Raw genomic sequence first — 24,983 nt, 5'->3', positions numbered from 1 at the left:
CCCGGCACTGTTCCCGAATCGTTCACTCCCCCGGCACCCGCGGCTCACCGTCCCCCGGCAGGCTCCAGCGCAACGAGTGAAGTTGGCTATACAACTTCGACCCCGGGCCGCCGAGGAGAAGACCATGAGCACCACCGAGCCGTCGCCCTACTGGCTGCGCGACAACTGCCCCTGCGCCGAGTGCCGCGACCCGCGCAACGGGCAGAAGCTGTTCCAGATCACCGACCTGCCGGAGGACCTCGCGATCGCCGCGCGGGCCGAGCTGGACGGGCACCTGGAGGTGCTCTGGTCGGACGGGCACCGCTCCCGCTACCCCGTCGCGTGGCTGGGCCGGGAGGGCGACGGCGACGGGCGGACGGAGGCCGGGAAGCGGCTCTGGGACGCCGCGGACTTCGCGCACGGCATCCCGGAGGCGCAGTGGTCCGCCTACCTGGCCGACCCCGCCGAGAAGGCCGCGGTGCTGGCCGCCGTCAGCCGCTCCGGCTTCGCCGTGCTGCGCGGTGTGCCGGTGCGCGAGCGGCAGGTGCTGGCCGTCGCCGAGACCTTCGGGTTCGTACGGGTCACCAACTACGGCGAGCTGTTCGACGTCCGGATCGAGCCCGATCCCAACAACCTGGCGTTCACCAGCGCCGCCATCGCCCCGCACACCGACAACCCGTACCGCGACCCGGTGCCGACCCTCCAGCTGCTGCACTGCCTGGAGAACTCGGCGACCGGCGGGGACTCCGGCCTGGTGGACGGCTTCCGGGCCGCCGCGCTGCTGCGCGAGGAGGCGCCGGAGCACTTCGCGGTGCTCACCCGCACCCCCGTGCCGTTCGTCTTCCGCGACCGCGCCACCGAACTGCGCGCCGACCGCCCGCTGATCGAGACGGACCCGCGCGGCCGGATCCGCGAGGTGCGGTTCAACAACCGCTCGATCGCCACCCTGCGCGGCCCGGCGGCGGAGCTGGACGCGTTCTACGCCGCCTACCGCGCGTTCGCCGCGATCACCCTGCGCCCCGGGCTCCAGCTGGAGTTCCGGCTCGACCCGGGCGACTGCCTGGTCTTCGACAACACCCGGCTGATGCACGCCCGCACCGCCTTCGCCCAGGACGGCCGGCGCCACCTCCAGGGCTGCTACGCGGACGTGGACTCGCTCGCCTCCACCCTGGCCGTGCTGCAACGCCGTTCGGCCGCGCTGGACGAGCTGGACGCGCTGTTCGCGGGCGAGGGCGCCGGGGAGTACCTGGGCGAGGCGGTCACCATGGCCGAGCACATGCTCCAGGCCGGCGCGCTGGCCGAGGCGGCCGGGGCGGCGCCGCACCTGGTCGCCGCAGCGCTGCTGCACGACATCGGGCACTTCCAGGGCGCGCTGCACGGACGGGATCTGATGCAGGGCCAGGACAACCGTCACAGCGACACCGGCGCCGACTGGCTGGCCCGCTGGTTCGGCCCGGAGGTCACCGAGCCGGTCCGGTTGCACGTGGCGGCCAAGCGCTACCTGTGCGCGGTCGAGCCGGACTACCGGGCCCGGCTGTCCGAGGCCTCCGAGTACACCCTCCAGGTGCAGGGCGGCCCGATGTCCGAGCCGGACGCCGCCGCCTTCGCCGCCCACCCCGGCGCGGCGGACGCGGTCGCCGTGCGCCGCTGGGACGAGCAGGCCAAGGAGGCGGGCGCCGCGACGCCGGACTTCGCCCGCTTCCGGCCGCTGCTGGCCTCGTTGATGCGCTGACGCATCATCGCTTCCGCAGGGGCGGCCCGCACTCCGGGCCGCCCCGCACCGCTTGCGTCAGTCCATCTCCCGGGCGTGCCGCGAAAGTGCCGAGGTGGCCAGCGAGTTGTGCACGCTGAACGCCACCGTGCCGGGCAGGTAGCGGTCCTGGGACCACTCCACCGGGGTCCCGGTCGGGTCCGTCGTCCGCCGCCGCTCGCGCAGCAGCGGGCCGCCGCGCCGGCAGCCGAGCAGCCGGGCGTCGTCCCCGTTGGCGGCCACGATGTCGATCGTGTGGTCGGCGTCGGTGAACAGGATGCCGTGCTCGCGCAGGACTTCGGTGTGCGAGACGACGTCCGGCGGCAGCTCGGCGACGATCTCGCCGACCCTGGGCGGGTAGACGGTCCGCTCGACCATCACCGGGGTACCGGAGAGCGTGCGCAGCCGGACCATGACGTAGACCTCGTCGCCCGGTTCGAGCCGCAGCTGCTCGCGCTCGGCGGCGTCGGCCGGGCGGCGCACCATCGAGTCGAGTATGCCGCCGGGCTCCTCGCCCATCGAGTACGCCCAGCGGGTGAAGCTGAGCAGTTCGGAGAAGCTCTGCACCCGGGCCGTGCCCAGCACCACCCGGCGGGTTCCCCGGCGCGAGGTGACCAGGCCGTCCGAGCGCAGTACGGCGAGCGCCTGGCGGACGGTCCCGCGCGAGACGCCGTACTGCTCGGCGAGCGCGCCCTCGGCGGGCAGCCGTCCGGCCTCGCCGAACGCGCCAGTGGTGATCGCCTCGCGCAGGTCGGCGGCGACCTTGCGGTAGAGCGAACCGGCGGCCCCCCGCTCGGCCCCGGAAGCGCCGGCCGGAGTCCGCTCCGGGCCGGCGCCCGAAGCCCCCTCCGAACCGGCGTCCGGGCGCCCCGACTTCAGTGCCACGTCAGTCAATGTCCCTCCTGGGCGGTGTCCCGCGCAGACCGTGACGGCGCCGGACAGCCCGACCATATCCCGCTGCGCTCCCGAAGCATCGCACCCGGCGAATGCTCCGCCGGCGACCTGATTCGACCGTTCCCGCAGCCGACCCCGGGGCTGGGCCATCCGTTCACCTTCCCGTCACCGGGCTCCGGCGTACTTACCCACGTCAGCGAAGTTGGCTAGTCAACTCGGACGACGTCGACCGGCCGCTCACCCGGCCGTCCCGCCGCCCTTCGCGAGACGCAGGCCCGCGGAACCCCCCGCGAACGCCCCCTCGCAGTACGCCCCCTTAACAGGAGACTTCCCCGTGACCGTGCACCGTGCCCGCGCCGCCGCCTTCGCGGCCGTACTGACCGCCGCCGCGCTCTCCCTCACCGCCTGCGGCTCCGCCGGGTCGAGCGCCAAGTCCGGCGACGCCGCCAAGGCCGGCGCCAAGGACGCCAAGGAGGCCACCTCCGCCGCCGACTTCGGCGGCATGGACGGCCTGGTCGCCGCCGCCAAGAAGGAGGGCAAGCTGCACGTCATCACGCTGCCCCGGGACTGGGCGAACTACGGCAAGATCATCGACACGTTCAAGGCCAAGTACGGCATCGAGGTCGAGGAGGAGAACCCGGACGGCTCCAGCCAGGACGAGATCAACGCGATCAACTCCCGCAAGGGCCAGGACCGCGCCCCCGACGTGGTCGACCTGGGCAGCGCCTTCGCCCTCCAGGCGGTCAAGGACGGCATCCTCGCCCCCTACAAGGTCGCCACCTTCGACAAGGTGCCGGACACCATGAAGGACGCGAACGGCGCCGCCGTCAACGACTACGGCGGCTACATCTCGATCGGCTGCGACGCCAAGAAGATCGCCAACTGCCCGAAGACCTTCGCCGACCTGCTCAAGCCCGAGTACAAGGGCCAGGTCGCCCTCAACGGCAACCCGACCAAGTCCGGCTCCGCCTTCGGCGGCGTCTACGCGGCCGCGCTCGCCAACGGCGGCTCGCTGGACAACGTCCAGCCCGGCATCGACTTCTTCGGCAAGCTGAAGCAGTCCGGCAACTTCAACCCGGTCGAGTCCACCCCGGCCACCATCGAGAAGGGCGAGACCCCGATCTCGATCGACTGGTCCTACCTGAACGCCGGCTACACCGACGAGTTCAAGGACAAGGGCATCGACTGGAAGGTCTCCATCCCGACCGACGGCTCCTACGCCCAGTTCTACAACCAGGGCATCAACAAGTGGGCCCCGCACCCGGCGGCCGCCCGCCTGTGGCAGGAGTTCCTGTTCAGCACCGAGGGCCAGAACCTCTTCCTCGGCGGCTACGCCACCCCGTCCACCTTCGAGGCGCTGAAGAAGGACGGCACCCTCGACACCGCCGCCGCCGCCAAGCTGCCGGCCGTCGAGAAGCCGTTCACCACCTTCCCGACCGTCGACCAGATCAACGCGGCCAAGAAGGTCGTCACCGAGAACTGGACCAAGGCCATCGCGGGCTGACACCCAAGCCGCGCACCGCACTTCGGGCTCAGAGAAGGCATCCATGACCACGGCTCCCACCCCGGTGCCGACCACCCCCGCCGCCACCCTCCCCGGTGGCGGCGCGGGGGCGTCCGCCACCGCCACGACCACCCCCACCAGCAGCACGGCCCCCGCCCCGCGGCGACGGCCGCTCGCCCGCCTCGGCGGCGCCTCCTGGCTCGCCACCGTCCCGCTGCTGCTGTTCTTCCTGATCGGCTTCGGACTGCCGACCGTCGCCATCGTCATCGGCGCGTTCACCACCTCCAGCGACGCGGAGGTCGGCGCCGGGCAGTTCACCTTCGACAACCTGGCGGACTCCGTCCAGGGCGGCTACCTGACGGCGATGCTGAGCAGCCTCAAGCTCTCCGCGCTGACCGCGCTGCTCGCCACCCTGATCGGCCTGCCGCTCGCCCAGGCGGTCGTCACCTCCCGGCACACCTGGCTGCGCCAGGCGGTGCTCACCGCCTCCGGCGTGCTCGCCAACTTCGGCGGCCTGCCGCTCGCCTTCGCGTTCGTCGCCACCCTCGGCAACGCCGGCGAGATCACCAAGCTGCTGAACCTCACCGACCACGGCTGGTCGCTGTACTCGTTCACCGGCCTGACCATCGTCTACCTGTACTTCCTCATCCCGCTGATGGTGCTCACCATCACCCCGGCCCTGGACGGCCTGCGCGTCCAGTGGCGCGAGGCTGCGCAGAACAACCGCGCCACCACCGCCCAGTACTGGCGCCACGTGGCCCTGCCGATCCTGCTGCCCTCCCTGCTCGGCGGCTTCGTGCTGCTCTTCGGCAGCGCCTTCGCCGCCTACGCCACCGCCGCCGCCATGGTCGGCGCGACGGTCCCGCTGGTCAGCCGCTCGATCGCGGACGCGCTCTCCGGCAACGTGCTGGTCGGCCAGGGCAACCTCGCCCTCGCCCTCAGCCTCAACATGATCATCGTGGCCGTCCTGGTGATGGCCGTGTACCTCCCCCTCCAGCGCCGGAGCGCCCGATGGCTCAGCTGACCACCCCCGCCACCGCCGAGCGGCGCCCGGTGCGCTGGTGGCGCGGCGCCGTGCTGCTGCTCGCCGGCGTCTACTTCGTCGTCCCGCTCGCGGCCTCCGCCTGGTTCTCGGTCGACGACCCGAAGGGCATCTCCTTCGAGGCCTACACCGGGCTGCTCTCCGCCCCCGGCTTCCTGGACAGCCTCTGGCTGACCCTCGGCCTCGCCGTCGTCACCGTCCTGGTGCTGCTGCTCCTGCTCGTCCCCGCGCTGATCGCCGTCCGGCTCGGCGCGCCGAGGCTGCGCCCGGTCATCGACGTGCTCTGCACCCTGCCGCTGGTCGTCCCGCCGGTCGCGCTGACCGCCGGCCTGATCGGCGTGCTCCGCTGGGGCCCGGACTACCTGATGGACACGCCGTTCTTCCAGACCTTCGTGTTCATCCAGGACCCGGACTTCCCGCTGGTGCTGGTCATCGCCTACGTGCTGATGGCGCTGCCGCTCGCCTACCGCGCCCTGGACGCCGGGCTGCGCTCGGTGGACGTGCGCACCCTGGTCGAGGCCGCCCGCAACTGCGGCGCGAGCTGGCCGCGCGCGGTGTTCACCGTCGTGCTGCCCAACCTGCGCGGCGCCCTGCTGAACGCCTCCTTCCTCACCCTGGCCCTGGTGCTCGGCGAGTTCACCGCCGCCTCGATCCTCGGCTTCCAGCCCTTCCCGGTCTGGATCTACTCGGTCGGCAACAGCCAGGCCCACATGTCGGTCGCGGTGTCCATCCTCAGCCTGCTGCTCACCTGGCTGCTGCTGCTCCTGCTGGCCGCCGTCGGCCGCGAGCGCCGCACCAAGACCACCACCTCCTGACCTCCCCCGCACTCCGGAGAACTCCCTTGACCTCCCTCGCCGTTGAGACCCCCGCCACCCGATCCGGCGGAGCCACCGTCGAATTCCGCTCGCTGCGCCGCACGTTCGGCGCCACCACCGCGCTCGACGGCCTCGACCTCACCGTCCGCCCCGGCGAACTGCTCGCCCTGCTCGGCCCGTCCGGCTGCGGCAAGACCACCGCGCTGCGCATCCTGGCCGGCTTCGAGCAGCACGACTCCGGCCAGGTGCTGGTCGACGGCCAGGACATCACCGCGATCCCCGCCCACAAGCGCGACGCGGGCATGGTGTTCCAGTCGTACAGCCTCTTCCCGCACCTGACCGCCGCCGACAACGTCGCCTTCGGCCTGCGGATGCGCGGCACCGGCAAGGCCGAGCGCCTCAAGCGCGCCCAGGAGCTGCTGGAGCTCGTCGGCCTGCCGCAGCACGCCGGCCGCTACCCGCACCAGATGTCCGGCGGCCAGCAGCAGCGCATCGCGCTCGCCCGCGCGCTCGCCCTCCAGCCTCGGGTGCTGCTGCTCGACGAGCCGCTGTCCGCGCTGGACGCCAAGGTGCGGCTGTCGCTGCGCGAGGAGATCCGCCGCCTCCAGCAGGAGCTGGGGATCACCACCCTGTTCGTCACCCACGACCAGGAGGAGGCGCTGTCGATGGCCGACCGGGTCGCCGTCCTGCGCGCCGGCCGCCTGGAGCAGTGCGCCGCCCCCGCCGAGCTGTACGCCCGGCCGGCCACCGCCTTCGTCGCCGAGTTCGTCGGCACCATGAGCCGCATCCCCTGCACGCGCTCCGCCGACGGCGTCGAGGTCCTCGGCCGCCGCCACGCCGTGGACGGCACGCTGCCGGCCGACGGCGAGCTGCACGTCCTGGTCCGCCCGGAGAACGTCCAGCTGGCGCCGGCCCCCGACGGACTCGCCCTGGTCGTCTCCGCGTCCTTCCTGGGCGCCGTCACCCGCCTCACCGTCCGTCTGGACGACGGCACCGAGGTCAAGGCCGACCTGCCCACCGAGGCCGCCGCCGCCCTGCCGATCGGCTCGCGCGCCGCCCTGACCCTCCCGGAGCGACCGGTCCTGGTCGACCGTCGTACGGTCTGATCCGCCCTGTTGAACCGCTCCGAAGGTACCGCCATGCCTCACACTCCCCCACCCGCCGCCGTCCTCTTCGACATGGACGGCACCCTCGTCGACACCGAGCAGCTCTGGTGGCAGGCCGCCGCCGAACTCGCCGACGAACTGCACCACCCCCTCACCGACGCCGACGCCCCCGAGGTGCTCGGCCAGGCGATCGAGCACACCGCCGCCCACCTCCACCGGGTCAGCGGCACCTCCCTGCCGGAGGCCGAACTCGCCACCCGCCTCGGCGACTCCTTCGCCGGCAAGGTGGCCGCCGAGACCGTCCCGCGGCCGGGTGCGCTCGCCCTGCTCGCCTCCCTCCGGGACGCCCGGGTGCCCACCGCCCTGGTCTCCGCCTCCCCCCGCCGGGTCGTCGACCTCGTCCTCTCCACCCTCGGCCGCGACTGGTTCGCCGTCACCCTGGCCGCCGAGGACACCCCTCGCACCAAGCCCGCCCCGGACCCCTACCTCGCCGCCGCCTCCCTCCTCGGCCTGGACCCGGCGGTGTGCATCGCCGTCGAGGACACCCCCACCGGCGTCGCCTCCGCCACCGCCGCCGGCTGCGCGGTCCTCGCCGTCCCCTCCACCGGCACCGCGATCCCCGCCGGCTCCCGGGTCACCCTCCTGGACAGCCTGGAACACGCGGACCTGGCGCTCCTCGGGAAGCTCAGCACCAGCCCCCGGGTTTGACCCCCCATGCCCTACGTACTCCTCGCCCTCGCGATCATCAGCGAAGTCTGCGCCACCAGCTGCCTCAAGCTGACCGAGGGCTTCAGCAGACTCTGGCCGAGCGTCGGAGTGGCCGTCGGCTACGTCCTCTCCTTCGTCCTGCTGGGCCGCGCCCTGAAGCACATCCCGGTCTCCGTCGCCTACGCCGTCTGGTCCGGAGCGGGAACGGCCGCCGTGGCCGCCATAGGCGCCGCCGCCTTCGGCGAGTCCCTCGGACGCCTCCAGTGGCTGGGCATAGCCCTGGTGATCACCGGAGTGGTCGTCCTCAACCTCAAGAGCAGTCACTGACGCTCCACGGACCCCGTGTGCACGGCATGCGGGGTCCGTCCGCATCGGGCCGCCCCCGGGTCAGGCGCGGGGGCCGAGGAAGAGGCCGCCGGTGGCGTCGACGACCTGGCCGGTGATCCAGCGGGCGGCGTCGGAGGCGAGGAAGGCGACGATGTCGGCGATGTCCTCCGGGGCTCCGAGGCGGCCGAGGGCGGTGGAGCGGGTGATGGTGCCGGTGAGGCCCGGGGCTTCGAAGACGGGGGCGTTGGCCGGGGTGCGGGTGGCGCCCGGGGCCACCGCGTTGACGGTGATGCCGCGGGTGCCGAGGTCGTTGGCGAGGGTCAGGGTCATCGTCTCGACCGCACCCTTCGTCATCGCGAAGGAGGTCTGGGCGGGGTTGGCCATCCGGGTCGCCACGGAGGAGATGGTGATGACGCGGCCGCCGTCGGGGAGCAGGGGCAGGGCGCGCTGGATGCTGAAGTACGGCGCTCGCACGTTCACCGCGAAGAGGTGGTCGAACTCCGCCCGCGTCGTGACGCCGAGGGGGCCGGCCGGTGGGGCGGCGGCGTTGTTGACGAGGATGTCGAGCGGGCGGCCGGCCAGCACCGCCTCCACCCCGGCGAAGAGCGTGTCGACGTCGTCGTCCGTACCCAGCTCCGCGCGTACGGCGACCGCGCTGCCGCCGGCCCGTTCGATCGCCTCGACGGTCGACGCCGCGCCCGCCCCGTCCGTGCCGTAGTGCACGACGACCGCCGCCCCGTCGGCCGCCAGCCGGGCCGCGATCGCCCGCCCGATCCCGCGTGATGCCCCGGTCACCAGAGCCGTCTTCATCCCCGCACCCCAGACTTGGTAGTGACTACCATTCAGGTAGGGTCTACCACATGCCCGAACAGCACTCAACACTCCGCGCCCGCCGCCGGGCCGAGACCCAGCGCCTCATCCAGGCGCACGCGGTACGGCTGTTCACCGAGCGCGGCTACGACGCCACGGCGGTGACCGACGTCGCGGAGGCGGCGGGGGTGTCGCCGATGACGGTCTACCGGCACTTCCCGACCAAGGAGGACCTGGTCCTGGCCGGCCAGGAGGCCGAGCGGATCGCCGAGCGGATTGCCGCCTCCCCCGCCGACCAGCCCCTGGTCCGCCGGATCGGCCGGGCCCTCGTCGGTGCTGCCGCGGAGACGACGGAGACCGGCGACGGACGGTTCCTGCTCGCCCGGCTCCGACTGATGATCACGACGCCGGCCCTGCGGGCCAAGCACCTCGACAACCAGTACGCCCTCCAGCAGGCGATCGTCGCCGCCCTCGGGGACACCGGGGACGGCGCGTTCCGCACCCGGGCCGCCACCGGCGCCTGCCTGGCCGCCCTGCACACGGCCCTGGTCCGCTGGGCCGAGGACGATGGACGGACTCCGCTCCCCGGACTGATCACCGAGGCCTTCACGGCCGCCTTCGGCGACCGGGCCCCCTGAGTCAGCCCCGCCGCTGGAGCCCGTAGGCGGCGGTGAGGGCGACGGCGCGGTCCTCGTCGCCGGTCAGATCGCCGAGGGCGCGGGCGGCCGCGGGGCCCGGGATGTCCACGAGGGCCTGGGTCAGCCGGCGGCGGGCCGGCGCCTCCAGGGCGGCAGGGGCGAGCCGTTCGACGAGGGCGGCGGCGATCCGGTCCCCCGCCACCGGGTCGGCCGCCAGGGCGGCCAGCGCGTCGGCCGCGTCGACGTCGTTCGCGCCCCTGACGATCAGATCGACGAGCGAGGGGACCACGTCACCCGCTCCGCGCGCGCCGAGCGCCAGCGCCGCGTGGCCGCGGACCACCGGGTCCGCGTGGTCGAGGGCGCCTTGCAGCAGCGCCGTCGCCGCCGCGTCCGGCAGCTCGGCGAGCGAGCGGACGGCCCGCTCCCGCACCCGCGCCGAGGGCGCGTCGAGGCCCTTCGCCAGCAGCGCCGACGCCTCCTCCCCGGCCTGCGCCAGCGCCCACCGCAGGGCGCCGGCGACGACCGGGTCCGGCTCCCCCAGCACCGCCTCGACCAGCGCCTCCACCGGCACGGGGACGTCCTCGCTCGCGGCCAGGGCGGCGCGCTGGCGCGTCCTGGGGCTCTTCGACCCCAGTGCCTGGAGGAGCGCGACGGTCTGGAGGACGTCCTCCCAGCCCCCCGGTTCGGCGGCACCGATCCGGCGCAGCCGCGTCAGCAGCTCGGTCTCCGCCGCGATGCGCTCCCGGGTCTCGCGGATCAGGTCCTCGACGAGTTCCCCCGGCGCGAAGCCGGGATCGTCGAGCGCCCGCCCGACGTCGCGCAGCGACAGCCCCAGCGAGCGCAGGCTCTCGATGTGGAAGATCCGCCGGAGGTCCTCCTCGGCGTACTCCCGGTAGCCGGCGCCGGTCCGCCCCGTCGGCCGCACCAGGCCGAGCGCCTCGTAGTGCCGGAGCATGCGGGCGCTGACGCCGGACCGCCGTGCGACGTCACCGATGAGCACCGATCACTACCCTTCCCCGCCGAGGGCCACGACGCGCTTCGCCTCCTCGACCGCGAACTCGAAGCCGGCCTCCGGGTCGTGCCACAGCCGTTCCGTGGCGAGCGCGTGCGCGCGCACCCGGGGGTCGGGAGCCGTCGTGGCGGCGTCCAGGGCCGGCAGCATCGCCTCCCCGAGCGCGATCAGCGCCCGGCTGAGGCTCAGCTGCGTCTCGCGTCCGCCGCGTCCGAGCTGTCGCGCCAACCTTACGGCCAGCGCGGCCCGCTCGCCGTCGGGCGCGAGCGCGACCGCGGTCCGCCAGGCGGCCCGGGCCACCTCGTCGTCGGCGTCGGCCAGCAGTTCCGGGGTGATCGCGGGCCAAGCCCCCCGGTCCCCGATCTTGGACAGCGTGTGCAGCGCCTGGCTGCGCGCCCGGGCGCGGTCCGAGCGCAGCTCGCCGACCAGCGCCGGGACCGTCGCCGACGGCGCGTGGCGGGTGAGCGCCCAGGTCAGCATCTCCCGCACGTAGAACTCGGGCTCGACCGCGCACCGCTCGACGAGTCCGCCGACGAACCCCGGGTCCGGCGTGCTGCCGACCGCCAGCGCGGCCTGGAGCCGGACCGACGTGTCGGCGTGCGCCAGCGCCCGGAACGCTCGGGTCGCGGTCGTGTCCTCCTGCGGCATGGTCATCGGGACCACCTCCTCGGCCGCAGTCAAGACCTTGTCACCGTGTCAAGGTCAAGCGGCGGCGTCGGCGGCCACCCGGAAGCCGATGTTCCCGGCGGAGCTGTCCGGGGTGTTGGAGCTGCGCGCCGCGACCCGGTAGCGGTTGCAGTAGGAGGCGTGGCACATGTGGGAGCCGCCGCGCATCACCCGCGCCGCGCCGTCCGGCGGGCCGAGCGGGTCGTGGCGCGGTGCGGTGCGGTGGAAGTCCGGGCTGAACCAGTCCGCGCACCACTCCCACACATTGCCGACGGTGTTGTACAGCCCGTAGCCGTTCGGCCGGAAGGCGGTCACCGGGGCCGTCCCCCGGTAGCCGTCCGCCGCCGTGTTCAGGGTGGGGAAGACGCCCCGCCAGGTGTTGCACAAGTACCGTCCGTCCGGGGTGAGTTCGTCGCCCCACGGGTAGCGCGCCCGCTCCAGGCCGCCCCGGGCGGCGAACTCCCACTCGGCCTCGGTGGGCAGCCGGGTGCCCGACCAGGCGCAGTACGCCTGCGCGTCGTGCCAGGAGACGTGGACGACGGGGTGGTTCTGGCGGGTGGTGACCGAGGAGCCCGGCCCCTCGGGCGCCCGCCAGCTCGCCCCGGTGACCGCCCGCCACCACGGCACGGCGGCCACCTGCGGGGAGACGGCGGCCAGCCGCTCCGGCAGGAAGCCCTCGAAGACGTACGAGAAGCCGAAGGCCTCGGCCTCGGTGCGGTGGCCGGTGGCCTTGACGAAGGTCGCGAAGGCGGCGTTGGTCACCGTGGTCGGCGCGATCCGGAACGGGCTCAACTTGACGACGCGGACCGGCCCCTCGCCGTCCTCCGGGTAGCCCTGCCGGTCGTCGGTGCCCATCAGGAACCGGCCGCCGGGCAGGCCGGTGAGCTGCCGTGCCACCCGCGAGCCGGGGGCCGCAGCGGGGGCGGGGGCGGCGGGCGTCAGGGCGACGGGCACGGCGGTCCCGTCGGCGTCACGACCGGGGGTGCAGCAGGGCTTGGTGCTGGACACGGGGTTCCTCATCGGTTCGGGGTCCTGGGTCCCGGGGGTGGCGGCCGGCCGCCACCCCCGGGCCTCTCGGGGAAGGGTCAGGCGGCCCGGTCGGCGGCCAGCTGCGCCGCCAACGCCGGGATGCCGAGTGCCTGTTCCTGCTGCGGCGTGGCCTGGTGCAGCAGGTTGCTCAGCTGGTAGGGGTCGGCCGCCAGGTCGTAGTACTCGCGGAACTTCACCTCACCCGTGCCGGACACCGTGCCGTTGGCGTCGGTGTGCAGCGCGTAGTACTCGGTGTACTGCTTGTCGGCGGCCACGTACGAGGACCAGGTGGGCGGGCCGCCCGCCGCCGTGCCCTGCTTCCACCACTCCACCAGCAGGTGGTTCCTGGTGGCGGCGGTGAGCAGCGACTGGCCGTCCTGCGGGGTGTTGGGCGTGATGCCGGCGGCGTCGAGGATGGTCGGGGCGATGTCGATGTTGGCGACGATCCGGTGGTCGACCGTGCCCGCGCCGAGGCCGCCGGCGGGCCAGGACAGGTAGAACGGCACCTCGTGCGCCGGGGAGTAGGGCACGGACTTCTTGAGCCAGCCGTGGTCGGCCCAGGTGTAGCCGTTGTCGCCGATGTAGATGACGAGGGTGTTGTCGAGCTGGCCGAGCGCCACCAGCTTGTCGTGGATCGCCTGCACGGCGTCGTCGACGGAGAGCAGGCTGCGCAGCTGGCGGGTGCGCAGCGCCTGGGCGTCGGCGAGGGTGGCGGTGGCGTTCTGGATGTAACCGGGCTTGTCGCTGCGGTCGGCCTCGGGCACCGAGGGGCGCCCGTTCCACGGCGGGACCACGGTGTCCGCGTACTTGGCGGCGGGCACGTTGGGCTCGTGCGAGGCGTACGGGGTGACGTAGGCGAACCAGGGGCGGGTGTCGGTGGCGGCCTGGTCGAGGAAGGCCAGGGTGCGGTTCTTGATGATGTTGGTGGTGTAGCCGGTGAGGGTCTGGACGGTGCCGTTGATGTTCCAGTTGGCGTTGTTGTACGCGGGCTGGAGCAGCGCCCACTCCTCGAAGTGCGGCGGGTTGTCCGCCAGGGTCCAGGAGTTGAGGTACTTGCCGAACAGGCCGGTGCGGTAGCCGGCCTGCTTGAGGTAGCGCTGGACGGTGGTGTGCTGGTCGAGGCTGTGCGAGGCGCCGTTGTTGCGCACGCCGTGGTTGTGGGCGTACCGGCCGGAGAAGACCGAGGACCGCGAGGGCGCGCAGAGCGGCGTGGTGACGTGGCCGTTGGTGAAGCGGACGCCGTGGCCGGCGATCCAGTCCACGATCTGCGGGGTGGCCCACTCGGTGTGCTTGGGCTGGTCGTCGGTGACGATCAGCAGGATGTTGGGCCGGGCGGCACCGGCCGCGGCGGCCGGGCTCGCGGCCGCCAGGGTGAGTGCCGCGGGGGCCGCGGCGGTGGCGGCCACGGCCGCGGCACCGGCGAGGAAGCCGCGCCGTCCGACCCGGGGCGAACCGTTCGTTTCCGAATCGCCGTTCTCGCTCATGAATTCCCTCCATGCTTTTCGGTGATTCCACGGGCCACCTGCGGGGAAATCCCGCGGGCGGCACCGGAATCATTCACGGGGAAAGCGGCCCACCGGTCCGCACGACCTCCGCGCCCGCACCCCGGACAGCATTCACGGGCACGGCGACTCACCGGGGTTCCGCTGTGAAGGAACCGGGGCACCTCTCCGACCTGCACGAACAGTGCGGGTGCGAGTCACCCCGAGGAGGTCCGACGCGCTGCGGCAGGCCCCGTCCACCCGTCCGGGGACCGCCGCCGGTTCACGCCGGAACGGCTGTACAGAGCGCGCTCGCGAGCCGTCCGAAATCGACGTGCCGGCGAGCAGCCAGGAACTCTCCAGCTGCCATGCGAGCGACTGTAGGAGTTCCCGGTGAACACTGGCAATACCCGGGCGCTTTTGTTTCCGCGTCATGTCGGAATTCCGGCCGCAGGTTTCCCCTCGTCAACGGCCGGGCCCCGCGCCCATCCCTCGGGCGTGATCACCCCCGCGGCAAGCCCGAGCCCGATCTCTTCCCGAACGCGGCCCACCGGACGGGTGTGCCGCCGTCCGCGTGCGCCGTCGTCGAGGACAGTGCGCCGGGCGTGCAGGCCGCGCGCCGCGGGCATGCGCGCCTTCGGCTACGCCGGGGGACTCACCGCTGCCGCCCTGCCGGCCGGCCCGGACACCGGGGCCTTCGACGACATGCGCGAACTCCCCGTCCTGCTCGCCGCGCACGGGGCCGCCCGCCGAACCACGCTCATCACGTCACGCCGTCGTAGAGCTCCTCGATCAGCCGGGTGACGGCCTCCGGTTCGCGCAGCGTCGGGTAGTGGTCGGAGCCGGCGAGCCGCACCAGCCGGCAGCCGGGGATCCGGGCCGCCGTCCGCTCGTTGAGCTCCACGACCACCGGCCGGTCCAGCTCCCCCAGGGCCAGCACGGTGGGCGTGGTGATCCCGCCCAGCCGGTCGAAGGCGGCGGGTTCGCTCTGCAGGTACCCGATGTTGGCGAACCAGGCGGGCAGTACGGCCCTCATGTGCGCGGCGCCGACCGGGTCGGCCTCGGGGGTGCCGCCGCCGGCCTTCCCCCACAGGCCCAGTCCGAGCCGGACGATGCCCTCCAGGTCCCCGGCCTCGGCCAGCCGGCCCATCTGCTGGTACAGCTCGGCGCCGGTGAGGTCGTAGCCGCTCACGGCGGGGACGAGCAGGGCCAGGCCCGCCACCCGCTCCGGGGCCGTCAGGGCCAGGTCGATCGAGGTGGCCCCGCCGTTGCTGTTGCCCACCAGCACCGCCCGTTCCGTCCCGAAGTGGTCGAGGACGGCCACCAGGTCCCGGAGCTGGGAGTACTGGACGGTGGGCGCGGGCGAGCGGCCGTAGCCGCGGCAGTCGTAGCGGATCACCCGGTGCCGGGCGGCGAGCGCGGGCAGGACCGGGTCCCAGATCGTGGAGTCCCCGACGCCCGGATGGAGCAGGACCAGCGGCAGCCCGTCCCCGCCCGAGTCCTCCGCCCAGAGCTCGCCGCCGGCGACGGCCACCATCGTCTCCATGCCCCCAGTCTGACGGCCCCGGGGGACGGCACAAGCCCACGACGCCGTCGGTTCCGCCGTCCCCGTGAGCTGCCCGCCCGCGCGGCGCGGTCGGGCGTCCGGGGTCGAGGTGTCCTGCCCGCCTCCCCTCCGACGCGGGCACGAACACCGGCCCCGGCCAGGCCTCCTCGTGGACGCGGGCCCGTGCCGCGGAGCCCGCCCGGGGTCGGAGGACCGGCCGGGTGGGCGCACCTCGCGTCGCGCCCACCCGGTGCACCGGCCCCGGCTCAGCCCGCCAGCACGGCGGGCAGCTCGGCGACGGACGCCAGCACGTGGGTCGCCCCGTCCGCGCGCAGGCGCTCCTCGCCGTGGGCGCCGGTGAGGACGCCGGCCACGACGGAGGCCCCGGCGCGCGAGCCGGTCAGCATGTCGTAGCCGGTGTCGCCGACCACCGCGATCCGGCGGACCGAGTCGGTCCCGGTGCGCAGCAGCGCGGTGAGCGCGAGGTCCGGGTACGGGCGGCCGCGGCCGGCCTCGGCGGGGCAGAGGGTGAGGTCGGCGATCGACTCCCAGCCGAGGGCGGTGAGGATGCGGTCCTGGGTGGACCGGGAGAAGCCGGTGGTGAGGACCACCTTCCGGCCCTGGCCGCGCAGTTCGGCGATGGCCTCGGCGGCGCCGGGCAGCGCCTCGCAGTGGCCGGCGTCGACGAGGTCGTGGTAGGCGGCCTCGAAGGCGGTGTTGGCCCGCTGGGCCTTCTCCTCCTCGCCGAACAGGTGGCGGAAGACGGAGATCTTGGACTCGCCCATGGTGGCGCGGACGTGCTCCAGCATCCGGGCGTGCTCGGGGCTGCCGGCCTCGACGCCGAGCGAGCCGGCGGCGGCCTGGAAGGCGCGCTCGACCAGGCCGTCGTCGGCCACGGTGGTGCCGGCCATGTCCAGGACGACCAGGTTGATGTCGTACGGCATGATGTTCAGTTCCTCCGACAGGCTTACAGGTTGGCGAGGTTCGCCGTGGTCTCGGCGATGGCGGGCGAGCAGGTCATGCCCCGGCCGCCGGGTCCGGTGACCAGCCAGACGCCGTCGCGCACCCGCTCGCGGTGGACGACCCGGGTGGTGTCGACGCACTGCGCGTACACACCGGCCCAGCGGCGGCGGATCCGCGGCAGCGGGCGGCCGAGCAGGTCCTCGACCACGCCCACCAGGTGGTCGTACGGGTCATCGACCACGTCGAAGCCGAAGGGCTGGTCGTACTCGTGGGTGTCGCCGATGGTGAGGCCGCCGTCCAAGCGCTGGACCATCAGCAGCTGCATCTTGTGCTCGGCGGCGACCGGCGGCTGCGGCTGGACCTCGCGCAGGCGGTCCAGGGCGCTGCCGGCGAAGGCCGGGTAGTAGCGGAAGGAGTCGCCGTCGGCGACCGAGGTGGTCAGCGTCTCGCCCAGCGGGTCGGTCTGCATCATCTGCAGCCGGACCTTGCGGACCGGGAGCTCCGGCGCCAGCTCGCGGACCAGGCCGCCGAGCCAGGCGCCGGTGCACAGGACGACCAGGTCGCCGGTGTGGACGTCGCCGTGGTCGTCGCGGACGGCGTTCTCGCCGATGACGTCGCGGACCTCGCGGCCGGGCAGGAAGGTGTAGCGGCCGGTGGCGGTCAGCGCGGCGCGCAGCGCGGGCTGGGCGACGCGCGGCTCGACGGCGGCGTCCCGCGAGCAGTGCAGGGCACCGAGCAACGTGCCGCGCAGGGCCGGGTTGAGCGCCCGGGTCTGCTCGGGGTCGAGCAGCCGGTAGCCGCGCAGCTCGGCGTCCGGCAGGGTCAGCGCCTGCTCGGCGACCGCGAGTTCGGCCTCGGTGCGGATCGCGGTGAGCGAGCCGTTGGCGCGGAAGCCGAGCCCGGGCACCTGGCCGCCGATCCGCTCCCACAGCTCGCGGGCCCGCACCGCGGTGTCCAGCTCCTCGCCCTGGGCCCGGCCGCTGACCCAGACCAGGCCGAAGTTGCGCACCGAGGCGCCGCGCGCCTCCGCCTCGCGCTCCAGGTGGACGACCTCGTGACCGCGCTCGACGGCCTGCCAGGCGTGCATGGTGCCCAGCACGCCCGCTCCTACGACGATGACTCTCATGCGGCCAGACTGGTGCCGCCAGGTGTCCGAGGAGAGTCCGAACGGCGGCCCGAAGATGAACCGACCGATAAGTTGTACAGACAACCTGGCGGTAACCTCGGCGGCGCCGCGGCGCCCTCGGACCTCCGCCCCCGCCCCCGCCCCCGCGGGTCAGCGCCGCACGGTCGCCCGCAGGTAGTTCCGCCGGCCGAACTTCGGCTCGTCCACCGCCGTCAGCTCCTCCACCTGGAACCGGTACAGCGCCGCCGCCCCGCCGCCGGTGAGGAACAGCCGCCGGACCTCGTCGTCCTGCGCGAAGGCGGGGTAGCGCCCCTGGTAGGCGGCGAGCGCGGCCTCCGCCTGGCGCCCCCACGCCTCGCCCGCGCTGCCGGTCAGCTGCAGGCCGCGCAGGTGCTCGCCGAAGACCGGTGGCGGCAGGAACACCGTGGCCGCGGCCCTGGCCTCCTCGGCCAGGTGGTGGCTGTGCCGGGTGGCGCGCTCGCTGACGAAGTAGAGGACGAGGTCGTCGTCGTGGGCGAAGAAGGCGAGGTTGGCGTGCGGGCCGTGCTCGTGGCCGGCGGTCGCGAGGGTGAGCACCATCGCCTCGGCCAGCAGTCCCTCGACGCCCTTGCCGAGTTCCCCGGCCGGCCAGTCCCCCTGGGTGATGTCGAGTCGGTACGGCATGGGCAGCACTTCCCTCCACTGGCACGACTGAGCCGGGCGGGTGCTCCCCTCGGGGGCGGCCGCGCCCGGCTCACATGCTCTCCCCGCCACCCCGGTCACACAAGGCCCGGGACGGCGTCCGGCCCGCCCGCTCCGGGGCCCTGCCCGCGCGGTCAGTCCCGCCGCGCGCCGACCGGCCGGCCGGCCCGCACCGCCACCGCCTCCGGGCCGGCACCGAGCAGCGGCCGCAGCGGGCCGGTCCTGGCCCGCTCCACCAGCGGCCCGGCCGCGCCCGCCGCCAGTGCGAGCGGGGCCGCCACCAGGAGTCCGACCAGCGCACCGGCCAGCACGTCGTGCGGGTAGTGCACCCCGACCCAGACCCGGGAGGCGCCCATCAGCACGGCGGCCACCGCGGCGACCGCGCCGATCCGCCGGTCGGCGGACCAGAGCGCGGCGGCGGCCGCGACGGCGGCCACGGTGTGGTTGCTCGGGAAGGACCAGTCACCCGCGCCCGGACAGGCCTCCAGGGTCTCGCGCACCCGCAGTTGCGCACACGGCCGGACCTCCTCCACCAGCCCCTTGAGTCCGGAGTTCACCGCGTAGGCGACGACCACCACCAGCGGCGAGGCCAGCACCCGGGCCATCACCGCCGGACCGGCGCCGCGCGCCCGCCACCAGGCGGCGAGCATCAGCAGCGCGAACAGGCCGAGGCCGAGCAGCGACCACACCTCGACCAGCCGGTTGAACCAGTCCGGCGCGGCATCCGCCCAGCCGACCACCCGGCGGTACAGGCCGCCGTCGATGCCGCTGCCGTCGAACGCGACCGGCACGCGGGTCGCCGTCACCGGCGGTCACCGGTGCGACCGCTGCGACCGCCGCGACGGCGGGCCGACCGGCCGCGGAACACTTCAAGAACAATCGGGAGCATGGAGACAACTACTACCAGAACGGTGATGGTCACCGGATAACGGTCGATATCGGTCACAGATGATCCGGCGGGAACCGGGGGCGTTCCGGGCGCGGCGCCCCTACGCCGTCCGCCCACCGCGCCCTCATGATCAGCATCCGGACACGCGCCCCCGGCGCGCACCCATGCGCCGGGCGCGCCCCCCGAAGGCCCAGCGCACCGGGCCACCGCTCACCACCCCACCCGCCGCCACCCGCGGCCGCTCCCCGGCCGGGCCGCCTCCGGTACGCCCCACGCACCACCCCGGCGGCCCCCGGCGACCCGCGACGGAACGGGCCCCGCCCGCCCGCCACCCCGCCCCACCGGCCCGTCCGCCACTCCCCGGCCCGTCCGCCCCGACCCCGGCCCGCACCACCGTGACCAGCCCCGACACCGCCTCCGAGCGCCGCCGCACCGCCGAGGCCGCCCGTCTCCCACCCCCCGCCCACGGGACGGCGCGCGCCGGGAATTCGTTGGCATGACCACATTCGTACCGTCTGGTATTCCGAGTTGGCAGACCCCATCCCCAGGAACCGGTAGCGCCCGTACTCTTTCGTCAGCGCGTCGGCCCCGGCGCGCCCTCGAACGGCGGCGAGGAGCAATACGAGTGCGGCAGCCCGGACGGCAGACCCGACGACCCGAACGTCGTACACCGCAGAGCGCGGCCGAACTGGCCAAGGTCCACGAACGCGCCCTCGCCGAGGCCGCCGCCCGCAGCGCCAACCGGGACGCCGCCGCCCCCGGCGACCCGTCCTTCCTCCAGCCCCGCCCCGAGATCGGCGACTCCTGGGAGCGGCTGCGCCGGCTCGGCCTCGACCCGGACGCCGGCGCCACCACCGTCCACCTCGGCCCCGCCGAGATCGAGCACCGGCGGCGGGCCAGCGGCCTCGACCCGCTGCTGCCCATCCTCCGCGACACCCTGGTCGAGCAGCCCGACCAGCCCCCGCTGATCCTCGCGATCACCGACGCCGACGGCCACATCCTCTGGCAGGCGGGCGAACGCGGCCTGCGCCGCAGCGCCGAGCGGATCGGCTTCCTCAACGGCGCCCGCTGGGCGGAGGAACGGGTCGGCACCAACGGCATAGCCGCCGCCCTGCGCGCCCAGCGCCCGATGCACGTCCACTCCTCCGAGCACTACCTGCGCAGCCACCAGTCCTGGACCTGCGTCGCCGCCCCCGTGCGCGACCCCGGCACCGGCCTGCTGATCGGCGCGATCAACCTCAGCGGCCCGGCCCACTCGGTCCGCCCCTACCTGCTCCAGCTGACCGCCACCGCCGCCAAGCTCGCCGAGACCGAACTGCGCGCCCGCCGCCTCGAATCCCTGCACCACCTGCGCACCCTGGCCGCCCCGATGCTGGCCCGGGTGAACGGCCCCGCCCTGGTCGTGGACGCGGCGGGCTGGACGGCTGCCGCGGCGGGGCTGCCCCCGCCGGCCCGGCTGCGGCTGCCCGCCGAGGGCTGGGGCTCGGCCGCCGTGCACTGGCTGCCCAGCCTGGGCGAGTGCGTGATCGAGCCGCTCGCCGACGGCTGGCTGGTCCGGCCGGTCCGGCCGCAGGACACCGCCCCGGCCGTCCCCGGCGGCCCCGACGGCCCCGATCCGGTTGCCGCCGGCCACGGCGGCCTGCTCGCCGAACAGGCCGAGGGGGCCAGGCTCCGCCTCGACCTGCGCCGCGTGGGCGGCCCCGAACTGTCGGTGCGCGGCGCGGCCGGCAGCTGGTCGCACGCGCTCAGCCCGCGCCACGCCGAACTGCTGCTGCTGCTCGCCACCGAGCGCGACGGCCTCAGCGCGGCGCAGCTGGCCGACGCGCTGTTCGGGGACCCGGCCCGGACGGTGACGGTGCGGGCCGAGCTGTCCCGGCTCCGCCGCCACCTGGGCGGCCTGCTGGCCCACCGGCCGTACCGCTTCGCCGACACGGTGCTGGTCACGGTGGCCGGCCCGGAGGACCCGTACGACCTGCTGCCGTCCTCCTCGGCGCCCGCCGTGCGCAGGCTCCGCGCGGGCCTGGCCGACGGGACCGTCCGGCTGCCCGGCACCCCGCCGTTACCGGGCCCGCGCCCGCCCTCCGACGGGGCCGTTCCGCCGCGTCCCCGCTCCGCTCCCGTCCCGCTGCCGCCCCGGTAGCGTCCGGGCCGCCGCCCCCGGCCCCGGCCGTTCCGGTCTCAGCGACCGCCGCCGAGCAGCTCGGACAGCTGGGCGTCGGTCGGCCCGTGGGAGCGCTCGGCCTCCTCGGAGACGAGTGCGTACGTGCGGTCCAGCCAGTCCTGGACCTTCGGCTTGGACACCTCCAGCAGCGCGCTGCCGTGCGGCGACTCGAGCGCCAGGTGCAACGTCGAGCCGTGGCACGGGCAGTACGCCGGCCACAGCTTGACGTCGCCCTGGCCGCTCAATGAGCGGAGGCCGTCGCGCAGCAGTTCGCGCGAGAACACCCAGTCGGCCTCGTCCGGCCGACCCAGGTGGAACGTCAGCAGCACCTCGTACGGGCGCTCGGTGTCGAACCGGAACCGCGTACGGACCTCTCCGACCACCTCCTCGCCCAGCGAGATCCGCAGCGTCAGCACCTCCTCCACCGCCGCCGGAGCGGCGGTGGAGCCTGCCTCATCGCCGCCCGTGGGGGTAGCGGCGAGGGGGGCACTGGAGGGTGCTGGCAGCGGGTCGGGCGGCATGACGGTCTCTCCGGGACGGCGTGGGATGTCCCCCAGGGTGCTCCGCCGCGCGCGGGTCGGGCAAGGGTTGCAAGGAGGTTGCAATAATCCCCTCAGCGGCCGAGTATCCCTTACCCGCTTTATCAGACGGACCGTCAACTTCCGCTGGTCAAAGGGTTGTCCACGGATTGGATCAATTCCGTCCGAGCACTGGCCACCGCCCGGGGGCCCGCTGCTACGCTCGTCCCCCTGCCGGCGCGCGCCCGCGCGCGTCCGGTCGGACTCCGCACGCGCGCCCCCGCACCGACCCGGCCGGACCGTGCCCGAACGACCCCCGGACGACGTCTCCGGCCGGACCGGACCAGCCGGTACCGCGCCGGGGCGGATCGGACCGGACCCGACGGGCCGGGCCTGACACGCCGTTCGCACCAGGGCTCCGGCGGCCGTCCGCCCGGTCCGGCGGCACCGGCATCGCCGTCGGCACGTGGGAGAATACGACGACCGCAACGGCGACTTCAGGGGAGGGAGGGGTCCAGGTGACGCTGTCCGACGGCACCGGACAGGACGCGACGTACGCGCACGACCGGCACCGCACACGCCACGACAGGCACGGCAGGCACGGCCGCCCCGGCCCGTTCGGCGGCCGCCTGCGGCTGCCCACCCTGCGGTTCTCCGGCGCCGCGATGGCGATGTCCACCGTCGTGGGCATCAGCATCGCCACCACCTTCCTGCTCAACGAGCAGCAGGGCGTCGGCCGCCGGGCCGGGGTCGCCCGGGTCGGCACCAGCGGGCCGCCGCCCAGCCCCGACACCTCCCCCGACGCCTCCGGCACCTCCGGCGGCAGCACCTCCTCGGGCACCGGGACCATGGCCGGCCCCGACAAGGCGGCGGGCCGCCACCCGTCCGGCCCGGCCGCGCCCGCCCCCGGGGCGTCCAGCCCCGCCCCCGGCACCCGCGCCCCCGACGCGGTGCCGAGCCAGCGCACCGCCGGCTCGGCCGCGCCCCGCCCCGGCGGCTCCCCGTCGACCGCGCCGCTCGCCGAGGGCCCGTCGACCCGGCACGGCGTCACCGACGAGCCCGCCGCGGAGCAGCCCGGCACCCTGGCCGACGGCCGGCCGGACCACCCGCGGCCGGGTGAGCCCGGTGAGCCCGGCACGGCCGGGGAGCCCGGTGCGGAGCAGCTCGCGGCCGGCGAGCCCGGCGCCCGCCGGCCCGCCGGGGACCCCTCGGCGTCCGAGGCCTCGCCGTCCCCGTCCGCGTCACCCTCCCCTGCCAAGCCCTCGCCGTCCGCACCCAAGCCGTTCGTCCCCGCCCCGGGCACGCCCGGCGAGCCCGCCCCGTCGCCGCGCGAGTGGACCGGCGGGACCCTCGGCACCACCGACGGCGCTCCCCAGGGCTCCGACCCGGCCGGCGCCGCCGACAGGACCGACGAGGCCGACGAGGCCGACGGGTCCGACGACCAGGCGCTCGCTGGTACGGCCGTGGTCCAGTCGCTCGGCCGCGACGGCACCCGGCACGTCCTCGCGCTGACCGTCACCGAACCGCTGACCGCGCTCCAGGCCGAGGTCCGCCTCGCCCCCGGCACGGCGGTCCACGGCACCGGCACCGCCTGGACGGACCTCGCCGGCGCCGTGGTCAGCACCCACCAGGAGCGCGGCGCGGCGGTCTACCGCTTCACCACCCCGCCCGGCACGGACGTCCGCCCCGGCCGCTACACGTTCGCCGTGCGCGGCACCCGCTCCACCGGGCACACCGCCCGTCCGGCCGGCGGCGGCGTGCCCCGGGCCGGCGGCCACCGGACCCCCGGGTCCTGGAACGCCAGCGCCTTCGGCATCGGGCACCCGCGCGCCGTCGCCGCCCTCGGCACCTTCACCGCACCGGCACCGGCACCGGCTCAGCGCGCCACGGCCGCCCCGGCGCGCTGAGCCCGGCGGCCCGCCCGGCCCGGAACCGCCGCACCCGGCAATCCGACAGGTCAGCGCCCCGTTCGGGCTCATCCGGCCGGGCTCGTTCGTTACTGTGGTCGCCAGCCGGCACAGCCGCCCCAACAGCCGGGGACGGCGCCGCACCACCGCATCCCAGGAGGAGTTCGTGTCCACGGTCCTGACCCAAGGCGGCAACGCCCCGCTGACCGCCGCGCGGGTGACCGTCGAGGTCACCGCACCCAAGGCGCTGGACGTCTCGGGCCTGCTGCTGACCGACGCCGGAAAGGTCCGCTCGGACGACGACTTCGTCTTCTACAACGCCCCGAACGGACCCGGCGTCACCCACCGCCCGGCCGCCGCCGGGACGCCGGACGCGATCATCGTCGACACCGCCGCCGTCCCGGCCGGCATCACCAAGATCGTGGTGACCGCCAGCCCCGACGAGGCCGGCGCCACCTTCGCGGGCATCGAGCCGACCGCGACCGTCCGGGACGCCGCCACCGGCGAGGTGCTGGTCACCTTCACCGCGCCGGCACTCAGCCAGGAGACCGCGCTGATCGTGGTCGAGGTCTACCAGCGCAACGGCGCCTGGAAGGTCCGCGCGGTCGGCCAGGGCTACGCGAACGGCCTGGCCGGCATCGCCACCGACTTCGGCGTCACCGTCGACGAGCAGCCCGCGGCCGCCCCGGCGCCCGTCGCCGCACCGGTCGCACCCCCGGCCCCGCCGGCCCCCGCCGCCCCGGCCCCGGTCGACCCCCGCCTCGCGATGGCCTCCGCCCCGCCGATGCCGCAGGCCGCGCCCCCGATGCCCCCCGCTCCCCCGGCCCCGCCCGCCGCCGCCCCGTCCTTCACCAAGGTCACCCTGGACAAGGGCCGGGTCAGCCTCACCAAGGGCGGCTCGGTCTCGCTGGAGAAGAACGGAAAGCCGTTCCTGTCCGCCGTCCGGATGGGCCTCGGCTGGGAGCCCGCCGGCCGCGGCCGCAACATCGACCTCGACGCCTCCTGCCTCGCCTTCGACGCCAAGCGCGAGAAGCTGGACACCGCCTGGTTCATGAAGCTCGGCATCTTCAACGGCGCGATCACCCACTCCGGCGACAACCTCACCGGCGAGGGCGGCGGCGACGACGAGTCGATCACCGTCCACCTGGACGGCCTGCCGGCCGAGGTCTGCGGCCTGGTGTTCGTCGTGAACTCCTTCTCCGGCCAGAAGTTCACCGACGTCAAGAACGCCTACTGCCGCCTGGTCGACGCCGCCACCAACCAGGAACTGGTCCGCTTCGACCTCACCCACTCCGAGGCGCACACCGGTGTGGTGATGTGCAAGCTGATCCGCCAGTTCTCGGGCGAGTGGGTGATGACCGCGATCGGCGAGTACGTCGACGCCAAGACGGCCCGCGCCATGGTCAAGCCCGCCGCCGCGATGCTCTGACC

At 74.7% G+C, this 24,983-nt stretch carries 24 protein-coding genes; 12 read left to right on the top strand and 12 right to left on the bottom strand.

Going from position 1 to position 24,983, the window contains the following annotated elements:
- The first annotated feature begins 124 nt into the window (after positions 1–124).
- Positions 125–1,711: a phosphonate degradation HD-domain oxygenase gene (locus ACFU74_RS17790; protein WP_380757573.1), complete on the top strand. Its 1,587-nt coding sequence runs from the start codon at positions 125–127 to the stop codon at positions 1,709–1,711.
- Between the two features lie 57 nt (positions 1,712–1,768).
- On the opposite strand, the gene ACFU74_RS17785 is transcribed toward ACFU74_RS17790, so the two are convergent.
- A complete protein-coding gene (locus ACFU74_RS17785) occupies positions 1,769–2,614 on the bottom strand; it encodes a GntR family transcriptional regulator (RefSeq protein WP_380757571.1) in 846 nt (281 codons plus the stop codon).
- Positions 2,615–2,957: 343 nt separating this feature from the next.
- Here ACFU74_RS17785 and ACFU74_RS17780 point away from each other — a divergent pair, with 343 nt between their 5' ends.
- From ACFU74_RS17780 to ACFU74_RS17755, 6 genes are read left to right on the top strand one after another with little or no spacing between them, the layout of a single operon-like run.
- Positions 2,958–4,127 carry an ABC transporter substrate-binding protein gene (locus tag ACFU74_RS17780; protein ID WP_380757569.1) on the top strand — a complete coding sequence of 390 codons (1,170 nt, stop codon included), beginning with the start codon at positions 2,958–2,960 and terminating at the stop codon, positions 4,125–4,127.
- 43 nt (positions 4,128–4,170) lie between these two features.
- Complete coding sequence (locus tag ACFU74_RS17775; protein ID WP_380757567.1) at positions 4,171–5,151, top strand: ABC transporter permease; 981 nt, start codon at positions 4,171–4,173, stop codon at positions 5,149–5,151.
- The gene (locus ACFU74_RS17770; protein ID WP_380757565.1) at positions 5,139–5,984 is read left to right on the top strand and encodes an ABC transporter permease; all 846 of its coding nucleotides are present in this window, start codon (positions 5,139–5,141) and stop codon (positions 5,982–5,984) included. Before ACFU74_RS17775 ends, ACFU74_RS17770 begins: the two co-directional genes overlap by 13 nt.
- Before the next feature lie 26 nt (positions 5,985–6,010).
- On the top strand, positions 6,011–7,090 hold the full coding sequence (locus ACFU74_RS17765; protein ID WP_380757563.1) for an ABC transporter ATP-binding protein: 1,080 nt from the start codon (positions 6,011–6,013) through the stop codon (positions 7,088–7,090).
- Positions 7,091–7,123: 33 nt separating this feature from the next.
- Entirely contained in the window at positions 7,124–7,798 is a 675-nt protein-coding gene (locus ACFU74_RS17760) for an HAD family hydrolase (protein ID WP_380757560.1), read from the top strand.
- A 6-nt stretch (positions 7,799–7,804) separates the two neighbouring features.
- Positions 7,805–8,125 (top strand): DMT family transporter, encoded by a 321-nt coding sequence (locus ACFU74_RS17755; RefSeq protein ID WP_380757558.1) that lies wholly within the window; start codon positions 7,805–7,807, stop codon positions 8,123–8,125.
- A 60-nt stretch (positions 8,126–8,185) separates the two neighbouring features.
- On the opposite strand, the gene ACFU74_RS17750 is transcribed toward ACFU74_RS17755, so the two are convergent.
- Positions 8,186–8,935: an SDR family oxidoreductase gene (locus ACFU74_RS17750; RefSeq protein WP_380757555.1), complete on the bottom strand. Its 750-nt coding sequence runs from the start codon at positions 8,933–8,935 to the stop codon at positions 8,186–8,188.
- A 50-nt stretch (positions 8,936–8,985) separates the two neighbouring features.
- Here ACFU74_RS17750 and ACFU74_RS17745 point away from each other — a divergent pair, with 50 nt between their 5' ends.
- Positions 8,986–9,573 (top strand): TetR/AcrR family transcriptional regulator, encoded by a 588-nt coding sequence (locus ACFU74_RS17745; protein ID WP_380757553.1) that lies wholly within the window; start codon positions 8,986–8,988, stop codon positions 9,571–9,573.
- A gap of 1 nt (position 9,574) precedes the next feature.
- Here the strand turns inward: ACFU74_RS17745 and ACFU74_RS17740 are convergent, their stop codons facing one another.
- The 4 genes from ACFU74_RS17740 to ACFU74_RS17725 all read right to left on the bottom strand — a co-directional run bounded on the left by ACFU74_RS17740 (position 9,575) and on the right by ACFU74_RS17725 (position 13,764).
- Positions 9,575–10,573 carry a HEAT repeat domain-containing protein gene (locus tag ACFU74_RS17740; protein WP_380757551.1) on the bottom strand — a complete coding sequence of 333 codons (999 nt, stop codon included), beginning with the start codon at positions 10,571–10,573 and terminating at the stop codon, positions 9,575–9,577.
- A 6-nt stretch (positions 10,574–10,579) separates the two neighbouring features.
- Positions 10,580–11,239, bottom strand: a complete 660-nt coding sequence (locus ACFU74_RS17735) for a HEAT repeat domain-containing protein (protein ID WP_380757549.1) — start codon at positions 11,237–11,239, stop codon at positions 10,580–10,582.
- Between the two features lie 48 nt (positions 11,240–11,287).
- Positions 11,288–12,271, bottom strand: a complete 984-nt coding sequence (locus ACFU74_RS17730) for a formylglycine-generating enzyme family protein (RefSeq protein WP_380757547.1) — start codon at positions 12,269–12,271, stop codon at positions 11,288–11,290.
- A gap of 65 nt (positions 12,272–12,336) precedes the next feature.
- Complete coding sequence (locus ACFU74_RS17725; protein WP_380757545.1) at positions 12,337–13,764, bottom strand: sulfatase; 1,428 nt, start codon at positions 13,762–13,764, stop codon at positions 12,337–12,339.
- 11 nt (positions 13,765–13,775) lie between these two features.
- Between ACFU74_RS17725 and ACFU74_RS17720 the strand changes: the two genes are divergently transcribed.
- Positions 13,776–14,543, top strand: a complete 768-nt coding sequence (locus ACFU74_RS17720; RefSeq protein WP_380757543.1) for an HAD family hydrolase — start codon at positions 13,776–13,778, stop codon at positions 14,541–14,543.
- On the opposite strand, the gene ACFU74_RS17715 is transcribed toward ACFU74_RS17720, so the two are convergent.
- The 5 genes from ACFU74_RS17715 to ACFU74_RS17695 all read right to left on the bottom strand — a co-directional run bounded on the left by ACFU74_RS17715 (position 14,525) and on the right by ACFU74_RS17695 (position 18,883).
- Positions 14,525–15,307, bottom strand: a complete 783-nt coding sequence (locus ACFU74_RS17715; RefSeq protein ID WP_380757541.1) for an alpha/beta fold hydrolase — start codon at positions 15,305–15,307, stop codon at positions 14,525–14,527. The genes ACFU74_RS17720 and ACFU74_RS17715 overlap by 19 nt on opposite strands.
- A 266-nt stretch (positions 15,308–15,573) precedes the next feature.
- On the bottom strand, positions 15,574–16,251 hold the full coding sequence (locus tag ACFU74_RS17710) for a phosphonatase-like hydrolase (RefSeq protein WP_380757538.1): 678 nt from the start codon (positions 16,249–16,251) through the stop codon (positions 15,574–15,576).
- Between the two features lie 23 nt (positions 16,252–16,274).
- Complete coding sequence (locus ACFU74_RS17705; protein WP_380757536.1) at positions 16,275–17,396, bottom strand: TIGR03364 family FAD-dependent oxidoreductase; 1,122 nt, start codon at positions 17,394–17,396, stop codon at positions 16,275–16,277.
- Between the two features lie 150 nt (positions 17,397–17,546).
- Positions 17,547–18,059, bottom strand: a complete 513-nt coding sequence (locus tag ACFU74_RS17700; RefSeq protein WP_380757534.1) for a pyridoxamine 5'-phosphate oxidase family protein — start codon at positions 18,057–18,059, stop codon at positions 17,547–17,549.
- Between the two features lie 152 nt (positions 18,060–18,211).
- The gene (locus ACFU74_RS17695) at positions 18,212–18,883 is read right to left on the bottom strand and encodes a phosphatase PAP2 family protein (RefSeq protein WP_380757532.1); all 672 of its coding nucleotides are present in this window, start codon (positions 18,881–18,883) and stop codon (positions 18,212–18,214) included.
- Positions 18,884–19,591: 708 nt separating this feature from the next.
- Here ACFU74_RS17695 and ACFU74_RS17690 point away from each other — a divergent pair.
- Positions 19,592–21,106 carry a GAF domain-containing protein gene (locus tag ACFU74_RS17690; RefSeq protein WP_380757530.1) on the top strand — a complete coding sequence of 505 codons (1,515 nt, stop codon included), beginning with the start codon at positions 19,592–19,594 and terminating at the stop codon, positions 21,104–21,106.
- Between the two features lie 38 nt (positions 21,107–21,144).
- Here ACFU74_RS17690 and ACFU74_RS17685 read toward each other — a convergent pair whose 3' ends face one another.
- On the bottom strand, positions 21,145–21,648 hold the full coding sequence (locus ACFU74_RS17685) for an SsgA family sporulation/cell division regulator (protein WP_380757528.1): 504 nt from the start codon (positions 21,646–21,648) through the stop codon (positions 21,145–21,147).
- 515 nt (positions 21,649–22,163) lie between these two features.
- Between ACFU74_RS17685 and ACFU74_RS17680 the strand changes: the two genes are divergently transcribed.
- Positions 22,164–23,552 (top strand): hypothetical protein, encoded by a 1,389-nt coding sequence (locus tag ACFU74_RS17680; protein ID WP_380757526.1) that lies wholly within the window; start codon positions 22,164–22,166, stop codon positions 23,550–23,552.
- A gap of 178 nt (positions 23,553–23,730) precedes the next feature.
- Complete coding sequence (locus ACFU74_RS17675) at positions 23,731–24,981, top strand: TerD family protein (RefSeq protein ID WP_380757595.1); 1,251 nt, start codon at positions 23,731–23,733, stop codon at positions 24,979–24,981.
- The last annotated feature ends 2 nt before the right edge of the window (positions 24,982–24,983 follow it).

It is taken from the genome of Kitasatospora sp. NPDC057500 (genome assembly GCF_042802195.1).
Lineage (GTDB): Bacteria > Actinomycetota > Actinomycetes > Streptomycetales > Streptomycetaceae > Kitasatospora.
Note: the sequence above shows the minus strand (reverse complement) of the source record. Positions and strands in the feature narration are given on the sequence as shown.